This window comes from Clostridium sp. YIM B02506 (assembly GCF_022324845.1).
Classification (GTDB): Bacteria; Bacillota; Clostridia; order Clostridiales; family Clostridiaceae; genus Clostridium_T; species Clostridium_T intestinale.
Window position 1 is genome coordinate 137,369 of record NZ_JAKGTG010000006.1, and the last position, 23,727, is coordinate 161,095.

Annotated in this window: 22 protein-coding genes; 7 read left to right on the plus strand and 15 right to left on the minus strand. The window is 30.2% G+C overall.

What is annotated here, in order from left to right; genetic code table 11:
• Nucleotides 1–12: 12 nt before the first annotated feature.
• The gene (locus L1S49_RS07265) at nucleotides 13–942 is read right to left on the minus strand and encodes a TIGR01212 family radical SAM protein (protein WP_238903300.1); all 930 of its coding nucleotides are present in this window, start codon (nucleotides 940–942) and stop codon (nucleotides 13–15) included.
• Nucleotides 943–985: 43 nt separating this feature from the next.
• Nucleotides 986–2,056, minus strand: coding sequence for a hypothetical protein (locus L1S49_RS07270; RefSeq protein ID WP_238903301.1), 1,071 nt, complete (start codon nucleotides 2,054–2,056; stop codon nucleotides 986–988).
• Nucleotides 2,057–2,197: 141 nt separating this feature from the next.
• On the opposite strand from L1S49_RS07270, the gene L1S49_RS07275 reads away from it, so the two are divergent.
• Nucleotides 2,198–3,259 (plus strand): transporter, encoded by a 1,062-nt coding sequence (locus L1S49_RS07275; RefSeq protein WP_238903302.1) that lies wholly within the window; start codon nucleotides 2,198–2,200, stop codon nucleotides 3,257–3,259.
• 27 nt (nucleotides 3,260–3,286) lie between these two features.
• The gene (locus tag L1S49_RS07280) at nucleotides 3,287–4,192 is read left to right on the plus strand and encodes a radical SAM protein (RefSeq protein ID WP_238903303.1); all 906 of its coding nucleotides are present in this window, start codon (nucleotides 3,287–3,289) and stop codon (nucleotides 4,190–4,192) included.
• 44 nt (nucleotides 4,193–4,236) lie between these two features.
• Here L1S49_RS07280 and L1S49_RS07285 read toward each other — a convergent pair whose 3' ends face one another.
• The 6 genes from L1S49_RS07285 to murI form a co-directional block, all read right to left on the minus strand.
• Entirely contained in the window at nucleotides 4,237–5,586 is a 1,350-nt protein-coding gene (locus tag L1S49_RS07285; protein WP_181601727.1) for a peptidoglycan-binding domain-containing protein, read from the minus strand.
• Between the two features lie 170 nt (nucleotides 5,587–5,756).
• Nucleotides 5,757–6,452, minus strand: coding sequence for a S24 family peptidase (locus tag L1S49_RS07290; RefSeq protein ID WP_238903304.1), 696 nt, complete (start codon nucleotides 6,450–6,452; stop codon nucleotides 5,757–5,759).
• A complete protein-coding gene (locus L1S49_RS07295; RefSeq protein ID WP_238903305.1) occupies nucleotides 6,453–6,821 on the minus strand; it encodes a DUF3783 domain-containing protein in 369 nt (122 codons plus the stop codon).
• Between the two features lie 17 nt (nucleotides 6,822–6,838).
• Nucleotides 6,839–7,357, minus strand: coding sequence for a peptidylprolyl isomerase (locus L1S49_RS07300; protein WP_073020311.1), 519 nt, complete (start codon nucleotides 7,355–7,357; stop codon nucleotides 6,839–6,841).
• A gap of 175 nt (nucleotides 7,358–7,532) precedes the next feature.
• Nucleotides 7,533–7,802: an STAS-like domain-containing protein gene (locus L1S49_RS07305; protein WP_021804312.1), complete on the minus strand. Its 270-nt coding sequence runs from the start codon at nucleotides 7,800–7,802 to the stop codon at nucleotides 7,533–7,535.
• A 180-nt stretch (nucleotides 7,803–7,982) separates the two neighbouring features.
• Nucleotides 7,983–8,762, minus strand: coding sequence for a glutamate racemase (gene murI / locus L1S49_RS07310; protein ID WP_238903306.1), 780 nt, complete (start codon nucleotides 8,760–8,762; stop codon nucleotides 7,983–7,985).
• 208 nt (nucleotides 8,763–8,970) lie between these two features.
• Between murI and L1S49_RS07315 the strand changes: the two genes are divergently transcribed.
• On the plus strand, nucleotides 8,971–10,092 hold the full coding sequence (locus L1S49_RS07315) for an HD-GYP domain-containing protein (protein WP_238903307.1): 1,122 nt from the start codon (nucleotides 8,971–8,973) through the stop codon (nucleotides 10,090–10,092).
• A gap of 65 nt (nucleotides 10,093–10,157) precedes the next feature.
• Here L1S49_RS07315 and L1S49_RS07320 read toward each other — a convergent pair whose 3' ends face one another.
• From L1S49_RS07320 to L1S49_RS07330, 3 genes are all read right to left on the minus strand, one after another.
• Nucleotides 10,158–10,433, minus strand: a complete 276-nt coding sequence (locus L1S49_RS07320) for a hypothetical protein (RefSeq protein ID WP_238903308.1) — start codon at nucleotides 10,431–10,433, stop codon at nucleotides 10,158–10,160.
• Nucleotides 10,434–10,617: 184 nt separating this feature from the next.
• Nucleotides 10,618–13,824 (minus strand): carbamoyl-phosphate synthase large subunit, encoded by a 3,207-nt coding sequence (gene carB, locus L1S49_RS07325; RefSeq protein WP_238903309.1) that lies wholly within the window; start codon nucleotides 13,822–13,824, stop codon nucleotides 10,618–10,620.
• A gap of 15 nt (nucleotides 13,825–13,839) precedes the next feature.
• The gene (locus tag L1S49_RS07330) at nucleotides 13,840–14,889 is read right to left on the minus strand and encodes a carbamoyl phosphate synthase small subunit (protein WP_238903310.1); all 1,050 of its coding nucleotides are present in this window, start codon (nucleotides 14,887–14,889) and stop codon (nucleotides 13,840–13,842) included.
• 844 nt (nucleotides 14,890–15,733) lie between these two features.
• On the opposite strand from L1S49_RS07330, the gene L1S49_RS07335 reads away from it, so the two are divergent.
• Complete coding sequence (locus L1S49_RS07335; RefSeq protein WP_021804306.1) at nucleotides 15,734–16,258, plus strand: hypothetical protein; 525 nt, start codon at nucleotides 15,734–15,736, stop codon at nucleotides 16,256–16,258.
• 79 nt (nucleotides 16,259–16,337) lie between these two features.
• On the opposite strand, the gene L1S49_RS07340 is transcribed toward L1S49_RS07335, so the two are convergent.
• Genes L1S49_RS07340 through L1S49_RS07350 form a run of 3 tightly spaced genes read right to left on the minus strand, consistent with a single transcriptional unit; the run spans nucleotide 16,338 to nucleotide 18,869 of the window.
• Nucleotides 16,338–16,955 (minus strand): DNA-3-methyladenine glycosylase, encoded by a 618-nt coding sequence (locus L1S49_RS07340; protein WP_238903311.1) that lies wholly within the window; start codon nucleotides 16,953–16,955, stop codon nucleotides 16,338–16,340.
• A gap of 20 nt (nucleotides 16,956–16,975) precedes the next feature.
• Entirely contained in the window at nucleotides 16,976–18,145 is a 1,170-nt protein-coding gene (locus L1S49_RS07345) for an ABC transporter permease (RefSeq protein ID WP_073020297.1), read from the minus strand.
• Nucleotides 18,138–18,869 (minus strand): ATP-binding cassette domain-containing protein, encoded by a 732-nt coding sequence (locus L1S49_RS07350; protein ID WP_238903312.1) that lies wholly within the window; start codon nucleotides 18,867–18,869, stop codon nucleotides 18,138–18,140. The genes L1S49_RS07345 and L1S49_RS07350 overlap by 8 nt, the downstream gene beginning before the upstream one ends.
• A gap of 194 nt (nucleotides 18,870–19,063) precedes the next feature.
• On the opposite strand from L1S49_RS07350, the gene L1S49_RS07355 reads away from it, so the two are divergent.
• Entirely contained in the window at nucleotides 19,064–19,726 is a 663-nt protein-coding gene (locus L1S49_RS07355) for a macro domain-containing protein (RefSeq protein ID WP_238903313.1), read from the plus strand.
• Nucleotides 19,727–19,802: 76 nt separating this feature from the next.
• On the opposite strand, the gene L1S49_RS07360 is transcribed toward L1S49_RS07355, so the two are convergent.
• A complete protein-coding gene (locus L1S49_RS07360; RefSeq protein ID WP_238903314.1) occupies nucleotides 19,803–20,579 on the minus strand; it encodes an SDR family oxidoreductase in 777 nt (258 codons plus the stop codon).
• Between the two features lie 111 nt (nucleotides 20,580–20,690).
• Between L1S49_RS07360 and L1S49_RS07365 the strand changes: the two genes are divergently transcribed.
• Both L1S49_RS07365 and L1S49_RS07370 read left to right on the plus strand, forming a co-directional pair.
• Complete coding sequence (locus L1S49_RS07365; protein ID WP_021804300.1) at nucleotides 20,691–20,846, plus strand: hypothetical protein; 156 nt, start codon at nucleotides 20,691–20,693, stop codon at nucleotides 20,844–20,846.
• Nucleotides 20,847–21,117: 271 nt separating this feature from the next.
• On the plus strand, nucleotides 21,118–23,715 hold the full coding sequence (locus tag L1S49_RS07370; protein WP_238903315.1) for a calcium-translocating P-type ATPase, PMCA-type: 2,598 nt from the start codon (nucleotides 21,118–21,120) through the stop codon (nucleotides 23,713–23,715).
• The last annotated feature ends 12 nt before the right edge of the window (nucleotides 23,716–23,727 follow it).

The window sequence follows — 23,727 nt, forward strand, 5'->3', positions numbered from 1 at the left end:
TTTTCCTTCTAACTATTTTTTAAATTTTCCTTGATAATAATCATTATCTTCCATTGTCTTATCTATTTCATTTAATATTTCCCACTTTTTTAAGCTCCACATTGGTCCAATTAATAGCTCTCTTGGAGAATCTCCTGTTAGTCTATGTACAACTACATTTTGTGGTAACATGCAAATTGATTGACATATTAAATCTATATAGTCTTCCTTAGATAGGAACTCTATCATTCCTTTTTCATATAGTTTTACCATTGGTGTATCTTTCATCAAATGAAGAAGATGAAATTTTATTCCCTGAATATCTTTATCAGCTAAATATCTTATGGTATTAAGCATATCTTCTTTATTTTCTTTAGGTAATCCAAATATAGTATGTACAACAACATCTATATTTCTTTTTCTTAAATCCTCTAGAGCTTTTTCAAAAACATCTAATGTGTAACCTCTATTGATAAGTCTTGCTGTTTCATCACTTACTGTTTGAAAACCTAGCTCTATCCAAACATACACCTTTTTATTTATCTCTTCTAATAAGTCCAGAACTTCTTCTGATAGACAATCTGGTCTTGTTGCTATAGCTAATCCTACAACGTCCTTTTGTTTAAGAGCTTCATCATATTTTTCTCTTAAGATATCTATTGGTGCATATGTATTAGTATAAGCTTGAAAATAAGCTATATACTTTCCACTTTTCCATTTGTTAGCCATCATATTTTTTATATCAACAAACTGATTTTCTATTGAAAAATTCCTATCTCCAGCAAAATCGCCTGAACCTCTTTCACTACAAAATAAACATCCGCCTTTACTTATCTTTCCGTCTCTATTGGGGCAAGAAAATCCAGCATCTAAGGATATCTTAAATATCTTTTCTCCAAACTTCTCTCTTAAGAAATGGTTTAAGCTTAAATATCTTTTATTCCCCCAAAGTTTATTATCCATGTTCTCACCTTTTTCTATAATATTATCTTATATAAGTATTATATTATAGTTTGGTTATATTTAAATCCTTTAAATTAACGGAATATTCCCCTATGACGTCTTCTCTTATACCTTTTACTCCTTCTAATGGGGTTATTTTTATGTATAAATCTTTTTCATTTAATTTATTTATTAAAACATTATATTTTTCTCTAGGGAACATGTCATCAAGTCTTACATCTTGAAGCTCACCACTATTTGATTTATATATATTTATACCCTTTCCCTTATTAGCTTCAGAATACTGAACTACTAGTGAATCTTCATCTTTAGAAAAGATAAGCTGTTCTACATTTTTATCATATATTAAATCTAAAGATATTATCTTTTTACCTATAGGTCTTTCCAAAAGTTCTAATTGCTCTGTCATCTCTGAATTTCCTGTATCAGCTGTTGATTTCTTTTTTTCTTCTGGATCTATTTCAACTATACCTATAAATGTCTTAGTCTTATCTTTTGATGTTATAGCTATCTTTTTGCCTTCATAAGCAAGATTTATACTCCCAAATTCTTCTGTTGGTATTGTTTCTTTATATATAGGAGCTTTATTTATCTTAGGGTAAGTTTCCTTTGGCAAATTATTTATTCTTAAGAGCAAGTAATTTCTAACCTCATCTTTATATTTTATACGTAGAGACGAGGCTGTTGAAAACACTTCTACTTCCGTTGAAGCAGTTACGTCTGATACTAGATAACCATTTTCACTTCTCTCAACTTGGATGATTATATCATCTAAATCAGTTCTTGGAGATCCTTCTTTGCATCTATTAACTCTATATCTGTAGTACATACTCTTTCCTGTTTCTTTAGTATCCATCTTTTTATAAGATATAATTTTTTCGCCTTTTTCTGTTATTAATTTATTACTATTACTTAGGTCTGTCGTACTTAAATCTTCTAAAAGTTGAAACTGTCCTTTAGCTAGGTTTTCTATGTATTGATCAGCTATCTTTTGTCCCTTTTCGTAGTCAAAGGCATCCTGCAAAGTTTCTTCAGTATTTTTCTCTTTTTGCGAACAACCCACAAAAAATGTACTCATTATAACTATTATAAAAAAAGCCAGAAATTTCTTCACCTTTATCCCTCCAAATTTTAATTTATATTATTAGCTTTTCCAAAATAATTTAAAGTATTTATTCTGCTAATACTGGAATAAACGGATAGGTAAATATATATATTTATCATATGTGAGTTAACATATTTAGGAGGGATATATTTGAGTAAAGAAATTCAAAAAATCTTTCAAGTCGCTGCCGTATTTATAGGAACTATAGTAGGTGCTGGCTTAGCTTCTGGTAAAGAGATAACACAATTTTTTACTTCTTACGGTATTAAAAGTTTTATTGGAATAATTATATGTGGAATATTTTATATAATTATGGGCTCTATAATATCTAAAATCAGTGTAGATTATAATTTAAATTCTTATTCTCATGTTATAAATAAAGTAAGTCCTAATATTTTAGGAAAAATATTAGGATCAATTACAACTTTATATATAATATCAAGTGCCTCAATAATCTTAGCTGGTTCTGGTGCTTTACTTAATCAATTTTTTGGAATTCCAAAATTAGTAGGAACCTTAATTATGGCAGCATTCGCAATATTAACATTGCTCAGAGGAACTAAAGGACTTATTGAAATAAATTCTTTTATAGTCCCATCATTAATAACGGTCATAGTTACTATTATGCTTCTTTACGTATTTTTTTATAGAGATGCTATAAATATAAAGACCTTAGTATCATTCCCAGTTCAGAAAAGTAATTGGCTTTTATCTACTATTTTATACTCAGGTTATAATATCCTTTGCTGTAGTGGTGTACTAGCTCCTCTTAGCAAAGAAATTAAAAAGAAAAGTACTTTAATCTGGGGAATTACTTTAGGTGCTCTAGGTTTAACTTTTATATGTATATTAATTAATATAATGCTGATGCTTAATCAACCTTATATATACAGATATGAGATTCCATTATTATATATAGCTAATCGTTTTGGTAAAGTTATTCAAGTTATGCTTCTTATAATAATATTATTAGAAATGTTTTCTACAGAGGTATCAGATGTATATTCAATAAGTAAAAGTTTAGAGGAGAGTTTTAATATTTCTTTTAAGAAAGGAATATTTATAGTTATTTTATTTGCTTTACCTATTTCTCAAATAGGTTTCACTAATTTAATTTCTGTATTGTATCCTGTATTTGGTGTACTTAGCCTACTATTTATTTTCCAATGTGTATTTTTCTACGTAAAGCAGTATTGGTTAAAAGCCCATTAGGATGTATAATCTTTCTGAGGTGTTATTATGAACTATATGAATGAATTAGATAGTTGTATATTATGTTTCAGAAAATGTAGAGTAAGCAGAACAAAAGGAATATTAGGATACTGTAAAGCAGGAGTAGATTTAAAGGTGGCAAGAGCTGAACTTCATTTTTGGGAAGAGCCTTGTATCTCTGGTGAAAATGGCTCTGGAACAGTATTCTTTTCTCACTGTAATCTTTCTTGTGTGTTTTGTCAAAATCACGAAATAAGTCAAGATTATAATGGTAAGATAGTTTCTATAGATAGGCTTAGTAAAATATTCTTAGAACTTCAAGCAAAAAAAGCTAATAACATAAATCTAGTTACACCAACTCACTATGTTCCTCAAATAATTGAAGCTATAAAGATAGCTAAGAGTAATGGTTTATCTATCCCTATAGTATATAATTCTAATGGGTATGATTCTATAGAAACCATTAGGCTTTTGGAAGGTTATATTGATGTTTATCTTCCTGATTTTAAATATTTTAATGATAAATATGCACTTAAATATTCCGATTCTAATAATTATCATGATAATGTTATTTCTATTTTGAAAGAAATGTTTAAACAGGTTGGAGAAGTTGAGTTTGATGATAATGGAATTGTAAAAAAAGGGTTAATAATAAGGCATTTAATGCTTCCTGGTCTTTTATTTGATTCCAAGAAGGTATTAGATGAGATATACTCTATTTTTAGTGATTCTGTTTATATAAGCTTAATGAATCAATATACTCCTCTTAACAAGGCCTTTAAGTTCCCTGAAATAAATAAATCACTAAACCCTAAACATTATGATTCTTTAATTGATTATGCAGTTTCTATAGGTATAACTAAAGGTTTTATCCAAGAGAGCGGCACAGATTCTAATACCTTTGTTCCTAAATTCAATAATGAAGGTGTTTAAAAGCAAAAGAACTAGGATACCCTAGCTCTTTTGCTTTTACATATTTATAATAAATCATCTGAATATACAAATGAAGGGGTTACTGGATTATAAAAATCCGTAATTCCTTTAGGTGGTATAAATATCCTGTTTCTATCATCCTCTACGCCTCTCAATTCTGCTATCTTAGTAACTCCTACGTATATATTAGACAACTGATACCATGTAGCATAATCTACATTCCCTGTTTGTGGAAGAGAGAATATGCTTTGAAATACTCTTACTGATTCAGCAGTTTTAGCTCCATACTGTCCATCAACACTTACCTTAGGTATAAGTGGATAATTCTGAGATATTCTATTTAAATATCCTTGTATTGTTCTTACAGGAGTACCTGATGAACCAATTGTCAAAGTATATCCTGGATATGATTTAGGAATTCCTTGCACTTGCTCAGCAGTAGTAAGCTCAACATCACTTCCATAAAAGTTAGTTATTATTTGATAAGGAGTTCTTCCTTGATCTCCTAAATATTTACTTCCCCATTGTGTAAGCCATCCTGGACATTGAACTTTAACTCCGTCACAATATTGAGCTAGAAGAGGTTGTCTAGCCCCTTGTCTCTTTATATAGGTTGAAAATATTTCATCTACAATTACACTTATGTTCTCATATACATTTCTTCCATAATTAAACGCATGATCAAAAGCTGTTGAGTTTGTTATATCAAATGGCTTTCCTTTTCCTCTATACCATTCAGTATAGATTCTATTTAATGTAAAAGATATTATACAAAATATATTCGCTCTTATAGTTGTTTCAGGCCAGGTTGAATAAATCTCACATGATGCTACATTTTTTATATAATCGTTATACCTTACTGTATAGTCTTGACCTGCAGAATTCGGTCCTCCTTGGTGAACTATTATAAATTCTGGTACTACTGGCTGAGATAATACTACTCCGCTAGATGGTGGCGGAAGTGGTTTAACTGGATCTTCAGGTATCTTAGGAGGAAAGTTTCCAAAAAGAGTATTGGCTTCTATATTTATTATCTCTGCTCTTTCAGCTCTTTGCATATTTTCATCTAGATTAACTTCCTGAATAGCCGTATTCTCAGGGAATATTTGACATCCCCTTATGAAAACAGGATTAAAGCCGCTTCTTTCTACTGCGATATCACATAAACTATATGGCATTAATTCCATAGGTTGTTGAGAATATTCTAAAGGAGGTGCTGTGATATCAATTTCTGGAGTCAATCCAGAGCTATCAGTTGAAAGAGTGTACGTTTGTGCCTCCCCACTTTGAGGCGTAATTGTTATCTTACAATTATCAACAGGTATATATCTTCCTTTTAAAAGACATTGCATTTTTAATCTACCAATTGCCAAAACATAAAACTCCTTTATCATAATTACTAGTATCCATTATATGGTTTTAGATTTCATATTGTGCTAAAAGATGTTCAATTATACCGATGACCACCCCTCAAACACTATATATAACATTTTATGTTTTTGGAAATAAATATATAATAAAAAAGATAAGAAGTCAGGAAATTTCTCCATGACTTCTTATCTTTTTATAACTTAATTTCTAATAAATCTAATTTAGCTAAAAGCTTAATTTCTTTACTATTAACAGTCTCAGTACTTATAGATCCCTTATTACTTATTAATAGAATCTTATTTCCATCTAATTTCTTTATTTGTCTTATCACTCTACTATTTTGGTGTTCAATTAAGTATATACCATTAGATTCAATTTCTTTTACAGAATGTACTAAGGCTATATCACCTTTTACTATTCTAAAGCCCATCATATCATTTTCTTCAATTGATATATAAAAAACTTTATCTACTGAATATCCATTTATTTTGTTTGAATGAATAGGCAATTCCCTGTAACCATACTCTTTATCAAAACTATAGTTGTAAATAGGTACCTTTTTTAATACCGAACTAAATGCACTGCTCCAATCTTCATTTACTTCTGATAAATTCATCTTAGGCGCTGAAACAGAAGAAATCTTTTTCTTTGGAGCTTCAATATGTTGTTCCTTTTTCAAATCTTCATCTGTAACAACCATGCTGATATCATTTAAATCTGTATTTAAAACTTTCCCTATTTTAGCTATTAAAGCTTCGCTTATGACTTTTCTACCTAGCTCAACTTCATTAACATACTTCTCTGCTAATCCAAGTTTTTTAGCTAATGCTTTTTGTGATAATCCACTACTTTCTCTAGCTATCTTTATCCTATCTCCGACTCTACTCAACTAAGCTCTTCCTTTCTGCTGACTTCTGTACCACTCTCTTTCTTCCATCAAATGTTCAACTAAATAAGCAAATGTCCAATCTATTGATGTTGGCGTAACTACTGCAAGTATACAGCCTGGTGCTACAGCTCTAATTAGTTTTATCATTCCTTGAAGTTCTTCATCAGTGAAGTTGTTAAATATAACTACTTTTTCTTCTGGAAGTTCCTTATCATTGCTCTCAAACTTATAACCATCTATAATCTCTTTAAGCTTCATATTAGCCATTTCTTTTGAGATAACAATAGTACTACAATTAGGTGCTATCAAAGCCTGCTGTCCCTCTTTATCAAGCCCATAAATTAATATAGATTTATGATTGTTTAACATACTATTTTCTCCTTGATTTATAGAGTTTGTGGTTCGTCGTATTTTTCTTCAAAAGTATCAACTTTAACTTCTTTCATTACTTGATCTTCATATGGTTTATCACTGAAATCAGTTTTTGCGCTTACTATTTCATCAACCACATCTAATCCTTCTATAACTTTTCCAAATCCAGCATATTGTCCATCTAAATGTGGAGAGTTTGCTACCATAATAAAAAATTGGCTTCCTGCTGAATCTGGGTGCATAGCTCTAGCCATAGAAAGAACTCCCTTAGTATGCTTTAAATCATTTTTAAAGCCATTAGCTGAAAACTCACCTTTAATTGAATATCCAGGTCCACCAGTTCCAACGCCTTCTGGGCATCCTCCTTGTATCATAAATCCTGGTATAACTCTATGAAATACCAATCCATTATAAAATCCTTTATTAATTAAGCTTATAAAATTCTTTACTGTATTTGGAGCTATCTCTGGATATAGCTCTGCTTTTATTTCTTTTCCATTTGCCATAGTTATTGTTACTAAAGGTTTAGTCATTTTTAATCTCCTTCCAAATATAAAAAATTAATAAATTACTTAGGTTTATTTAGTTTCATAATATATTATTATATTTTTCTCACCAAATAATTCCTGTCATTTATTAATGATTATATACTATTTTATAAAAATATAAAAGCTATCCAAATGGATAGCTTCATATGGGCAAATTCTATTAATTAAATGTTGTTCCTTTTACTACTCTTGAATAGTCAGCATAATTTGATAAGTTTTTCACATTAATGTGGTTAATAATAAAGTCTCTTCCTTGGGCATATATCAAGTCATTGAACAAGCAGCATAGGAATGTAGAAGGAATTCTATCAACTCCATCAAAGTCTAGAACTATATCACTTCCAATATTGTCTGATATAACGCTTCTTAGTAATATTGCGTCCTCTATTGCAAAGTTTTCTCCTAAATAATCCATTACTCTTATTTCCATAACAACGCACCCCTTAATATTTTTAATATATTTTAATCTTAATTCATTGCTTTTTTTAAATTTTCTGAATATTTACTTTATATTATTATAATATCAGCTTGCTAGTTTTTTGTCAATATTTTAACAAAGTTTTTTATAAAAAAATTTAAGGATTTTAGAATTCCTTAAATTTTTAAAACTTTATTTTACATTTATTAATGAAAACGATAAATCTATTTTGTCTTTTCCCAAAGTATTAAAAATTTCAATATTCCCTCTGCTTTTTCTATCACTTACTAATTTCATCTCCATTAATTGTCTTTTTAATTCTCTAGAAGTACCCTTGCTACCATCAACAATAGCTACTTCATCTCCTACTATATTAGAGATTGCTTTTTTAATGAATGGATAGTGGGTGCATCCTAATACAATTGATCCTATTTTACTGCCAATATGTTCCTTCAATAAATTTCTTAAAAAATCATCAATTTCTGTACCTTCTAAAATGCCGTTTTCTATATACTCCACTAATCCAGGACATGGGAGAGGTACTATTACATTATCCTGTGCATATTTTCCCATTAATTTCTCAAATTTCTTTTCCTTTAATGTAGCATTGGTGGCCATTATAATTATTTTTCCATCTCTCTTTAATTCTACAGCTGGCTTTAAGGCAGGTTCTATTCCTATTACAGGAATGTCCTTGTACTTCATTCTTAAATCTTCTATAGCAACAGATGTAGCAGTATTGCAAGCTACTACTATACCCTTTACTCCTTTATCTATAAGAAACTCTATACCATTTAGAGTTAACCTTTTTATCTCTATATTTTCTTTAATTCCATATGGAGCATTTATAGAATCTCCTAAATATATAAATTCTTCTTCTGGCATATCTTCTATCGCTTTCTTCATAACACTTAAGCCACCTAATCCAGAATCAAAAAAACCTATAGGCCTATCTTTCATATTTTTGCTCATATCATATCACTCCATCAACTTATGTTCTTCTACCAATTATTTTATACCTTTATATACTATAAATAAATACATTTTTCATTATGATTATTTTACATCATTGTGTCTTAATTTTTTCATGTCTAATTATAACTAATTACCTTTCAAATTATGGCTTATTACGATAATTTATAGTATAATTATACATATTCTTAACTTATGAGGTGTTAAAATGAGGCTTATCCCTATTGAATGTGTAAAAGAAGGGTGTTATCTAGCTAAAACTATTTTTGATGAAAACGGTAGAATACTACTGAGAGAAGGGGTTAGATTAACTGATAACCTTGTAAAAAGAATAAGAAGCATAAATATATTTTCTTTATATATAACAGATGAATACAGTAATGGAGAAATTGAAGATATAATTCAGCCAGAACTAAGACAAAAATCTATTAGAGTTGTTCGTGAGACTTTTTCAAGTGTAGAAAGAATATTAACCTCGTTGGACACACAAAATTTATCTTCTAGAAATAAAAACCTTTTAATAAAACAGAGAGAAGAATATTTTGATGACATATTAAATGTTGCAACTGAGTTAATAGAAAACATTTTATCTAATAAACAAATGTTAGTAAATTTAGTAGATATAAAAAGTATGGATGCCTATACCTACCAACATTGTGTTAACGTAGCTGTACTTTCCTTAGTTATGGGAATGTCCTTAAATTTACCTAAAAATGATCTTAAAGATCTCTGTGTAGGTGCTCTTATTCATGATATCGGAAAAGTATTTGTTCCTAAAGAAATTATCGTTAAAAACTCATCCTTAACTGACGATGAGTTTGCTTTAATGAAAACTCATCCATCAAAAGGATATGAGTATCTATCAAATGCTATTAATCTTAGTTCTAATTCGAAACTTGTTATACTGCAACATCATGAAAAAGAAGATGGTTCGGGTTACCCAATGGCTTTAAAAGGAGATAAGATAAGCTTACTTGCAAAAATAGTGGCCATTACAGATGTATACGATGCTTTGACTTCAGACAGACCATATCGTAAGGCACTTTCTCCATGTGAAGCTTTAGAATTCATAATGGCTGGCTCAGGAACTCACTTTGACCCAGACTTGGTTGAGGCCTTCACTAAAGTCATAGTTCCTTTTCCTACTGGAACTATTGTTAAACTTAGCAATGGTGAAATAGCTATGGTTGAAGAAACTCCACCTAACTATCCACTTAGGCCAACAATTAAAATACTTAAAAGTTCTATAGATAATGATAGAGTTGGTGTTAACATAAATCTATTAACTGAGCTTTCTTTAGTAATTTCTTCAATCCAATATGAAATATAATGAGTATCGCAAAACTACCTCGTACGTAGTTAGCGGTACTCTTTTGTATTTAAATACTATTAATTTTAATTATATAAGTTTATATAGTTTTTGCTTAAAATCTCATAAGAATAAAAACTAGCAAGCTTAAAAGGATTATTGTTTATTATCTCTTCTGCTTCTCTTAAATCCTCAACTTGGAATATCATAGTTCCTCCATCTTTATTATACTTTCCACCGCATAACAAATACTTACTGAAGGCATTAGCTTTACTATTAGATCTGTTATCTTTTATATACCCCTTATTTTCCTTATCTAATTTGTAATTAATTTTAACAAATATCCCACTAGTTTTTTTCATTGTGATTTCCCCCTTATATAATCTCAATCTATTTACATAATAAATCATATGCTTAAACTTTATATATATTCCTAAAAACTTTCTCGAACATATATTCGATATTTATATTTTAGCGAACACACGTTTTGTTGTCAACAAAAAAAATCGAGAGTTCTGCATTTTTTTACAAAACTCTCGATGATAATTAATGTGCTATATCAAATACCTCTAAATCTCTATCGCATACTTTTTTTCTTTTTATATCTACTAATGCACTGAAAGTATCTAAAGCTGTTATTACGCCTATATTTCTTTCTACAGCTGCTCTTCTAAGGATAAATCCATCTCTCTTAGAATCATTTCCTTTAGTAGGAGTATTAATAACTAAATCCACTTCTTTATTCCTTATAACATCCATTATATTAGGTTCTTCTTCATTTAATTTTCTAACTACTTCTGCATCTATTCCAATAGTTCTTAAAATACTTGCAGTTCCTTTTGTAGCTATAAATTTATACCCTAATTCGTCTAGTTGTTTAGCAATTTCTAAGAATTCCTTTTTATCATGTTCTTTGATAGTTGCTAAAATCTTACCAGTATTCTTTTTAGCATACATTCCTGCAGCTACCATACCTTTATAAAGTGCCTCTTCTAAATTTCTACCTATACCTAATACTTCCCCTGTAGATTTCATTTCAGGTCCTAAAGATACTTCAACATTTGGTAACTTTTGAGTTGAGAATACAGGAACCTTAACCGAAACTAATTCTGGTTCTTTATATACATCTACTCCATAACCTAAATCTTTAAGCTTTTCTCCAAGCATTATTCTAGTTGCTATATCAACTATTGGAACTCCACTAACCTTTGATATATATGGAACCGTTCTTGAAGCTCTAGGGTTAACCTCAATTACATATAAAGCACCCTCAAACTCTATAAACTGTATATTTATCATTCCTTTTATACCAATTTCTTTAGCTATCTTTTTAGTATAGTTTAGAACCTCATCTTTTATATATCTGCTTAGATTTTGACTTGGATACATTGTTATAGAATCTCCTGAATGCACTCCAGCTCTCTCTAAGTGTTCCATTATTCCTGGTATAAGTATGTCATCTCCATCTGAAATAGCGTCTACCTCTATTTCCCTTCCCATTAGATACTTATCTATAAGGATTGGATTTTTTTTATCTTTTTCAAAGGCATTTTTTAAATAGTATTTTAATTCCTCTTCATCGTGAGTAATTTCCATACCCTGACCACCTAAAACATATGATGGCCTAACTAAAACTGGGTATCCAAGTTTCGAAGCTTCAGAAATACCTTCTTCAACACCCCAAACACCTTTTCCTTTAGGTCTTACTATTCCTAATTTCTCTAACATCTCATCAAATTTTTCTCTATCTTCTGCCATATCTATTTGATCTGCTGTAGTTCCTAATGTCTTTATATTTTTCTCTTTTAGGAAATTTGCTAGCTTTATAGCTGTTTGACCACCAAATTGAAGTATAACTCCATCTGGATTTTCTTTTTCTATTATATTTAATACATCTTCCTCAGTTAATGGTTCAAAATACAGCTTATCTGACATGTTGAAATCTGTACTTACTGTTTCTGGGTTATTATTTACTATTATAGTCTCTATGCCTAATTTTCTAAGAGCAATTACACAATGAACTGATGCATAATCAAACTCAATTCCTTGCCCAATTCTTATAGGACCAGATCCTATAACCATCACTTTCTTCTTATCTGATACTTCTACTTCATCGTATTGTTCATAAGTTGAATAATAATATGGAGATAACGCTTCAAACTCTCCTCCACAAGTATCAACCATCTTGTAACTTGGTTTTATATTCCAGATACTTCTTAATTTATTTATTTCTTCTGGAACTACAGATAACATATCAGCTATACCCTTATCTGAAAATCCCCTTTTCTTTAAATTATGAAGCCACTCTTTATCTAAATCTTCTAGCGTGCTTGCTCTTAATTTTTCTTCTTCCTGTACAATCCACTTTAATTTATCAATGAAGAAAGGATCTATTCCTGTTATTCTAGCAACATGTTCCCCTCTATAATCTCTTCTTAACATTTCTGCAAGTGCAAATATTCTCTCATCATCTGGAGCCATAACCCACGCTCTTAATTCTTCCATACTTGAATTCACAAATTTCTTGTGAAACATAGAATATTTACCTATTTCTAAGCTCCTTATTCCTTTTAAGAATGCTGCCTCGAAATTAGCCCCTATTGCCATAATTTCACCTGTTGCCATCATCTTAGTTCCTAATGTTCTATTAGCTGCAAAGAACTTATCAAAAGGCCATTTAGGTATTTTTACAACCACATAATCTAAGGTTGGTTCAAAACAAGCATAAGTTTTTTTAGTAACGGCATTTTCTATTTCATCTAGTCCATAACCTAAAGCTATTTTAGCTGCCATTTTTGCTATAGGATACCCAGTAGCCTTTGAAGCTAATGCAGATGAACGAGACACTCTAGGGTTTATTTCTATTACTGCATATTCAAAAGAGTTAGGATTTAATGCAAACTGCACATTACATCCACCTTCTATTCCTACAGCATTTATTATATCTATAGATGCAGTTCTAAGCATTTGATATTCTTTATCTGATAAAGTTTGTGATGGTGCTACAACTATTGAATCTCCTGTGTGTATTCCAACTGGATCTATATTTTCCATGTTACACACTGTTATGCAGTTTCCATAAGAATCTCTCATAACTTCGTATTCAACTTCTTTCCATCCCTTTACACTTTTCTCAACTAAACATTGATGGATGGAACTTAATTGCAGCCCTGATTCAAGAGTTTCGTTAAGTTCTTCTTCATTATTTACTATTCCTCCACCAGTTCCACCAAGAGTATATGCTGGTCTTACAACAACAGGATAACCTATTTCTCTAGCAACTTTTCTTCCTTCTTCAAGAGTAGTTACTATTTCACTTTGAATTACAGGTTCATTTATTCTTTGCATCATAGATCTGAATAATTCCCTGTCCTCACCTTCTTTTATAGATTCTACTGATGTTCCTATAACCTTAACATTATACTTTTCTAATACTCCTTGATCATATAACTCAACAGCTAAGTTTAAACCTGTTTGTCCTCCCATTCCTGCTAAAAGGGAATCTGGTCTCTCTTTTGCTATTACTTTCTCTACAAATTCAACCGTTAATGGTTCAATATATACCTTATCCGCTACCTCTTTATCTGTCATAATAGTTGCTGGATTAGAGTTAACCAAAACAACTTCTATACCTTCTTCTTTCAAAGCCTGACAAGCTTGAGTTCCTGAATAATCAAACTCTGCTGCTTGCCCTATTATAATAGGACCTGACCCTATAACTAGTACTTTTTTTATATCATTTTTTAATGGCATTTTGCTACCCCCCTACTATAGTGCATATTTCATGAATTTATCAAATATATATTCAGAATCTTTAGGTCCTGGACACGCTTCTGGATGGAATTGTACTGAATATATAGGCAATGTTTTATGCTTCATTCCTTCTATTGTTCCATCATTTAAATTCACATGTGTAACCTCAAATTCTTCTGGAAGTTGTTCAACTACATACCCATGATTTTGAGAAGTTATATGCACTCTATTTTCTTCTAAATCTTTAACCGGATGATTACTTCCTCTATGTCCAAATTTTAGCTTACTAGTTTTTCCACCTAAGCTTAAAGCTAGAAGTTGGTGTCCTAAGCAAATTCCTACTATTGGTTTCTTACCTATCAAGTTCTTAATGTTTTCTATTGACCCTGGTAAATCCTCTGGATTTCCTGGGCCATTTGATAAAAATATTAAATCAGGATTTACAGCTAATACTTCATTTGAAGATGCGTCATAAGGAAATACACTAACTTTACAGCCTCTTTTCACAAAATTTCTTACTATATTTTGTTTTATTCCAAAATCTAATATAGCTACATGTTTGCCAGCGCCCTCTACTTGTTTTACCACATCTGTTGACACTGATTTTACAGCATATTCATTAGAAAAGCTTTGAAGTTTTTCCTGAACATCTTCTAAGACTAACTCTTCTAAGGTTATTATTCCTTTCATTGTTCCATTGTTTCTTAACATTTTAGTTAAAGCTCTTGTATCAATTCCCTCTAAACCTATTATTTTATTTTGCTTTAGGTAATCTTCTAATTGAAACTCGCATCTAAAATTACTAGGTGATGAGCATTTTTCTCTAACTATAAAGCCTTTAACTTTAATTGATTTTGATTCTGTATCTTCTATATTTATCCCATAATTACCTATGAGAGGATAGGTCATAGTAACTATCTGTCCATAGTAAGATGGGTCTGTTAAAACCTCTTGATATCCTGTCATTCCAGTATTGAAAACTACCTCTCCAACACTTTCTTCTAGATAACCAAAAGCTGTACCTTCAAATATTGTTCCGTTTTCTAATATTAGCTTTGCTTTCATAATAGCCCTCCTAAATAAACTATTAAAGCCAAAAATACACCTTATATTTTATAAAGTCTTTTGTTTTTGCGAAAAGAAAAGGATAATAAAGAGATTAATTAAGTTATAATCTCTCTACTATCCTCCATATATCTAACCACAAAAATGGGTATAAAGACAAAGCTGTTAAGTTATTAATTTTTAATGATACCATAACAACATACTCCTTTCTGGCCTCACAGGACCAATTTAAAGTGTATTCAAACTTTATTTTTAAACCTATTGTATTTGATATGACATACTTTGTCAAGAAGCCAATCAAAACCAAACTCTTGGTACAATACCCATTCCTAAACTTAGAGGATACCTTAAGACTTAATAAAATATACATCTTTTATACATAAATGTAGTATTAAGATGTATAGCCCCAATTATGTTTTATAGCTATATTATATATTTTCCTCTTCATTTATTCAAGCTTTTAATTATATTTATGCTATTATTGTGCATAAATATTCCGATTAATAATTTTATTATTACATCTAAAACAATACTATTTTTTCATAAAAATGTTTTCCAATTAAACATAGCTACTTAAAGTATTCGGTATATGTTTAGATTTACACCTAAATATATACAAAAAAAATGGTTACTTCCTTGTTTATAGAAGTAACCATTTTTTGCCTTTAGTCTTAATAAAGGTCTTGTCTTAATTTAAAGCCATCTTTATTATTATCTATTCCACCAATTATGTCAAATAAATTTTAACTATATCACCATATCAACTTTTTCATTTCCTCTTTTTGTAACATATTAAGGTATATAACATATATTGTTTATGAGATTAATTCATAAGGAAGCATTTATGTACATTTCAAAAGACAATTGTAATTTTGATTCTGCAAGTGTAAGATATTTCTCTTTAGATGAGGAAGTTGATGAAGTAGGCGAATTTGAAATGGATGTTAATTATGTAATTCCAGCACTTTTTAGCATTGTTGATTCTGAAGAAGAATTTGGCGGAGATTTTAGAGAACAACAAGCTCCTCCTCCATTTCTAGGAAATCCTATTTCTCAAGCTCCTTTTGACGCTCAAAATCCTCAAGGTGTTCAAGGTCCTATGAGTAAACCACCTAATTTCATTCCATCCAAAAATGATAAAAAAGCCGTTAGTTTAACAAGTTCTGCTCAAACTAAAGCCGTAGATCCAGGGTCTATGAAACCTTGTATACGAAAGTTTGTTTATATTTGGCAAAAAAACGACTACTCCTATTGGTCTTACTTAACTTATGTAGGACCTAAATCTATTGCTGGGTGGAGATGGGCTGGCTGGAGATGGGTCTATTTCGGTTTAGATTTAAATAGGATAGATAGTTTTATCTGCTATTAGACATGTACATTAATAGATTTAGATGATTAACATTTCTATAACTTAAAATGTTAATCATCTTTTTCTATTTACCTAATATCTACTTTTTGGATACATAAATATTGTTTTTCACATAAAATCTCCATGGAAAGTCAACAGCCTCTTCTGCATAGTCAATTCCAATCCTAGTTGTTTCAACTATATCAGATGAATTAATTATATCCCCATCCTCTATATACAGTTCTTTTGAGCTTACTAAATCCATAAAATTATGCACCTTCTTATTTATATCCAGAGCTATACACAATTTAGATGGTCCATTTGTAAGATTTTTTATTTCTTTAAAAGTAAGAGTATCATAGGATTTACGAAATCTATTTTGAGCTATTTTCTCAAGTCCATCTATGGGTTCAACTGCCCTTATAAGTATCCCTTCTGGAGATCCTTTTTCTTTTGAAATGACATTAAAGCATTCATACATTCCATATATTGAAAAAACATAGCTAATCCCAGGCTCTCCATATAAGGGCTCCACCCTAGGAGTCTTTTTACCTCCATAGGCATGAGAAGCTTTATCTATAGATCCTATATATCCTTCTGTTTCTACTATTTTCCCAGATAACCTTACACCATCTATTTCTCTAACTATAACTTTTCCTAATAACTCTTTTGCAACAATCAAAGTATCTCTTGCAAAAAAATCTCTTTCTAGTCTCATAATTGCTCCTTAACTTTAGATTAAGATCTAAAAACAACCTCTTCCTTTGAAAACATATATTTGGCAAACAATACTGCCGCTATTATATATATAACATGCCACCCCAAGACTAATCCTATGTGCATAGGATCAAAAATTCCTGCCATAGCTTCTTTCATAACAACCACAGAATTAACTATAGGTATATTGAAAAACACAAAACCTATACTTTTTGCATCCATCATAAATGGAATATAAGTTAAAATCATTACTGGTAATAATAGACCGCCTAAATAAGTATTGGCCTCTTTCATAGAACGAGCAAATATACTTATTGCTATTTCTAAGGAACTTAAAGCTATTAAAACAAATATAGCTACTATTCCTATAACACCAAATGCACCTATTGGAATTGTCATCTTACCACCACTTGAGAACATATATATAGTGGTTCCAATCATAGTTGCTAAGCTAGTTATCAATGTTATTAATGCTATGGACGCTATAGCTATAAGCTTACCCCAAAATATAGAGGTTCTTCCCACAGAAGTAGATAATAAAGGTTCAAAAGTTCCTCTTTCTTTTTCTCCAGCAACTAAATCAGCAGCTATTCCTACAGTAGGGCTTATCATAAGTATGATTATTAAAGTTGGAAGCATACTCAAAATAGCATATGCCATGGCATTTTGTTCTTGCTTGCTTAAAGTTTCTTCTTTTATTTCAAACGGAGTCAAGATTTCGCTGTCTATGCCCTTTTGTTGTAACCTTGTATTTACTATATTTTTACTGTACTCATTAAATACTTCTCTTATCATTGATGAAGCTATTTTAGACTTATTTGAATCATCATCATAAATTATTTTAACATCACTCTTTTTCTCATTTACGACTTGGTTATCAAAATCCTTTGGAACATCTATTATAAGAGATATGTCTCCTTTTTTTAATTTATCTTCTTCATTTCCACTCTCATCTATAGTTATGTTATCCATACCGTCAATAATCTTGTATAGCGAAGACTCTTTGTCTCCTTTATAGGCTAATGTAACATTTTTTTCTACAGAACTAACTGTATCCTTCATTGTCACATCTAATATTTTAAACATAGCTGGATATATTATTACTGGAAGTAATATAGTGAATATCAAAGTTTTCCTATCTCTGAATATGTCTTTTAATTCTTTCTTTAAAATAACCCAAAAATTATTCATTATTTTTACCTCCTATCAGCCCTACAAACACTTCTTCTAAGTCTTCATTTCTATATCTTGCTTTTAACTCATTTACAGTTCCTTGTTCTACAAGTTTTCCTTTATTAATTATTACTACTCTATCACAAAGTTTTTCAACTTCCCTCATAGAATGAGATGATAAGAGAATTGTTTTATTTTCTCCCTTACACTTAATTATAAAGTCATGTATAACTCTAGCAGCGGAAACATCTAAGCCTGTACTAGGCTCATCAAACAACATTACCTTTGGTGAATGTACTATTGTTCTTGCTATTGAAACCTTTTGTTTCATACCTCTAGAAAACTTACCAGCTCTTCTATCTATATATTCTTTCATATCTAAATCCTTAGATAGCTCCTCTATTCTTTTATTTATTTCTTCATCAGCCATTCCATATAACCTACCAAAATATTGAATATTTTCTTTAGCAGTTAATCTATCATATATACCTACATCTCCCCCAAATAAGATCCCTATCTCATTCCTAACCTTATCTGACTGTTTTATAACATCATATCCATTAACCACCACACTACCTTCTGTTGGTTTTAGCATAGTAGATATCATTCTTAAAGTTGTAGTTTTACCTGCACCATTTTCACCAAGTAGTCCTACTATTTCTCCTTCATTGACTGTAAACGAAAGTTTATCTACTACATTTACACTCTTAAATCTTTTACTTAATTCCTTTATTTCTAACATTATTTCACCTCTTATCAATTATTTATTAAGTTTAGTCTATCAATATTTACCATTTATATCAATGACCAAAAGATTTTTCTCTTACTTTATATATTTAATTTTTTATTTAACACAGCCATTATTATACATATTATATGGTATATCATGGATATACTAATAGTGTTATATATTTTTAATAATAAAAGGGTGATATTATGGGTAAGTTGAAATTAATTTTAGGTGATATAACTAAAGAAAACTATACAGCCATCATAAATAACGCAAACTCTTCTTTATTAGGGGGAGGTGGGATAGACGGAGTAATTCATAGAACCTGTGGTGATAGCTTATTGAAAGAGTGTAAATCTCTTGAGGGATGTAAATTTGGATATGCTAAGATAACTAAATCCTATAATTTAGCTGATAATGGTATCTACTGGATTATTCATATGGTCAATCCTATTTGGCAGGGAGGTACACATAATGAACATACCATTTTAAGAAATGCTTATAAAAATGCTTTAGGTTTATGTATTGATTACAAAGATATATATCTAAAACAAACACTAGAGGCAATTGAAAGACAACAAAGAAGGTTACATGAAAATAGATTTTCTCATTTAGTAAAGGACTTAACTCTTTCGACTCAAGATTATATTGATAAACATCCAATAAAAAATATAGCTATTCCTTTTATGAATAGTGGAGTATACTGCTTTCCTGTGGAGGAAATGGCCTTCATAGCTTTAGAGGAAGTTAAGATTTTTTTAGATTCTCATATAGGAATTGAAGAAATTGCAATCGTTTGTCCTGATCAAAAGAATTTTTCTATTTTACAAGATATATCAAAAGAAATCTTCCAATCAGTAAAAATATAACTTTGTGTTTATGACGTTAAGAACTATATAGTATCTTAACGTCATATTATTATGATTTGATACCAATATTTAAAAGTTATCCTTTATTTACTTTCTTTATAATTTTTCTAGTAACCCATCTAGGCATAAATCTCACTGCTTGAATTAAGAATTTATTTTTAAAACCAGGTACTAATAAAACACTTTTTTTATAAGTAAATTCTTCATAAGCTTTTTTTACTACATAAGTAGCATCCATTAGATTATTTTTCGAAATATCCGACTTTTCTACTTTAGCCATTTCCTGAAACTCTGTCTTTACTGCCCCTGGACATAAAGCCATAATTTTTATATTATAACCTAAACACTCTTCATATAATGCTTCTGTTAAGGATAAAACATATGCCTTAGTTGCATAATAAACACTCATATTAACTCCTGGTGCAAAAGCTGCTGTAGAAGCTACATTAAGAATCCCGCCTTTATTTTTTTCAATCATACTCGGAAGGAATTTTTTTATTAATTTAGTTAATGCATAAATATTCACATCGATCATTTCTAAATCTTTTGCTTCTTCAACTTTATAAAATGCTCCATAAGATCCAAAACCAGCATTATTTATTAAATTATCCACAAAGATATTTTTTTTATTCACAAAATCATATATGTAATCCACAGATTCCTTTTTAGATAAATCTACAGAAATAATTTCTATCTTTATGTTGTTTAGATTTTCTAACTCTTTTTTTATCTCTTGAAGCTTTTCCAATCTTCTTCCTATAAGTATAAGATTATTTCCGTTTTGAGCAAAAATTTTTGAAAATTCATAGCCTAAACCTGAAGTAGCACCTGTAATTAAAGTATACTCTTTCATAATTTCGTTTCCCTTCACTTTATACAAAATATTCTATCACAATATTACGGGTAAAATAACTGATAAATGAAAACAATATTTTATGTAAGTGTTAGAAAGGAGTGATTCTGATTGGTTAGAAAAGGAATGCATGAAAAACAAATGGAGCAAGCAAGAGATATGCTTGAAAAAAACATAGGTTTAGCTCAAATAGTTGAAGAAACTGGATTAAGTGAATCCGATGTTCTTAAAAAGCAGGAAAAGATGAGAAAAAAAATTAATGACTAACTGCTTTGGGTTTAGTCTATTGACTAAACCTTTTTGTTATGTTTAAAGTAAAATTATATATATTGACATTTTAAATTATATATGATAACTTTATAAGGTAATTAAAACTTGATTAAAAGGGAGTAGTTCCAAACACACCATCAACAGTACGACTATTTTTAGTCTGGTGTTGTGTACCTAATAATTTAGGTTACGAGACTTTTAATATAATTCTTTGTAAATTAGGAATTATATTAAAGGTCTTTTTTATTACAAAAAAGGGGGATTCAATATGAAAAATCATTTCAACAAGACCAGCAATGAATTATTTAACGAATTTAATACTTCTAATGACGGACTTGATTCAAGCTCTTTGGACTCATTAAGAAATAAACATGGTTTTAACGAACTTATTGAAAGCGAAAGAAAAAGTCTAATAGTAATTTTCCTAGAACAATTCAAGGATTTTATAGTTGGGGTATTACTAGCTGCTTCAATAGTATCTTTTGCTGTAGGAAACAAAGAAAGTACCATAGTAATTCTAATAGTACTTATTGTTAATGCCTTACTTGGTACAATCCAGCATGTAAAAGCGGAAGCCTCACTAAAAAGTTTAAAAGCTCTCTCGGCTCCAAATTCTAAAGTAATCAGAAATGGAGTAAAAATAGAAATACCATCTAGAGAGGTTTTACCTGGAGATATTGTTCTTCTAGAAGCTGGAGATTTTATAGCTGCTGATGGTAGAGTTATAGAAAACTTTTCACTACAAGTTAATGAAAGTTCCCTAACTGGTGAATCTTTAAACATTGATAAACATTCGGAGATAATAATCGATGAAAACATACCTTTAGCTGATAGAAAAAACATGGTTTTTTCAGGATCTCTTGTAACTTATGGAAGAGCAACTGTATTAATAACTGGAACTGGTATGGATACAGAAATAGGTAAAATAGCTCAATTACTTAAAAATACTCAAGAAAAGAAAACACCTTTACAAATAAGCTTAGATGATTTTGGTAAAAAACTTACAATCGGTATACTTGCAATCTGTTTGGTTATTTTCTTAGTAGATATTTATAGAGGCTTACCAATAATAGACTCATTAATGTTCTCTGTTGCTCTTGCTGTTGCTGCTGTTCCAGAGGCATTAAGTTCTATAGTAACTATTGTTTTAGCTTTAGGAACTCAAAAAATGGCCCATGAAGGTGCTATTGTTAAAAAACTGAAATCTGTTGAAAGTTTAGGTTCTGTTTCAATAATCTGCTCTGATAAAACCGGAACATTAACTCAAAACAAGATGAAAGTTAAAGAGTTGTATATAGATAATTCTACTTTAAAAAGCAATGAATTAAATTTATCTAATGACTTACATAGCTTTTTCCTTAATTCTTTAACACTTTGTAATGATTCTTCTATAAAGTCTGGTAATGAAATAGGTGACCCTACAGAGATAGCTCTTGTAAAACTTGCTTCTGAATATTCAAAGACTGAAGAAGAAATTAGAGATTCTTATAAGAGATTAAGTGAAATACCATTTGATTCAGACAGGAAACTTATGAGTACAACCCATAAAATTAATTCTTCTTATAGATTAATAACTAAGGGTGCAGTAGATGTACTACTTAATAGAATAAATCACATAGAAACTTCTGAAGGTATAAGAGATTTAACTCCTGAAGATAGAGCTATAATCGAAACTGCTAATGAGAACTTCTCAAAAAGAGGTCTAAGAGTTTTAGCATTAGTTTATAAAAATCTTCCTGCTGAAACAGACATATCTTTAGAAGATGAATTTGACTATACTTTTGTAGGATTAGTGGCTATGATAGATCCACCTAGAGAAGAATCAGCAAAAGCAGTTGAAGACTGTAAATCAGCTGGAATTAAACCTGTTATGATTACTGGTGACCATAAAATTACAGCCTCTGCTATAGCTAAAGAGATAGGAATTCTTCAAAATGATTCTGAAGCCATAGAAGGAATAGAAATAGACAAAATATCTGATGAACAACTTAAAGAATTAGTTCCTAAGATTTCTGTTTATGCAAGAGTTACTCCTGAACATAAAATAAGAATAGTTCGTGCATGGCAAGATTTAGGAATGATAGTAGCTATGACTGGAGATGGTGTTAATGATGCTCCTGCTCTTAAGCAAGCTGATATAGGTATTGCTATGGGTATAACAGGAACTGAGGTATCTAAAGATGCATCTTCCATGATATTAACAGACGATAACTTTGCTACTATAGTAAAGGCTATTGCTAATGGAAGAAATATATATGCTAACATCAAGAACGCAATAAAGTTCTTGTTATCTGGAAATACTGCTGGTATTTTATCAGTATTATATTCTTCAGTTATGGGTTTACCACTTCCTTTTGAACCAGTTCACTTACTATTTATAAACTTGGTAACTGATAGTCTACCAGCTATAGCTATAGGTGTAGATAAACCAAAAGGTGATTTATTAAAGGAAAAACCTAGAAAAGCTAACGCTTCTATATTAACTAAAGATTTTATGAAAAGCATCTTAAGTGAAGGTGTGTTAATAACAATAGCTACAATGGCTGCTTACTATATAGGATTAAATACAGGGGATAGGCACTTGGCAAGCACTCTTGCATTCTCAACTTTATGTTTAGCTAGATTATTCCACAGCTTTAACTGCAGAGGAAAAGAATCTATACTTAAGACAGGGTTATTTACTAACCAATATATTTGGTATGCTATACTTACAGGCTTAGCCCTACTATTAGCTATATTATTTATAACCCCACTTAGTTCTTTATTCTTAGTTTCTACTATAACATTAACTAACTTAGCACAAATATTTGGACTTGCATTAGCTCCAACTATATTAATTCAATGCTATAGACTTATAAAAAACTAATTAAATTCAAAA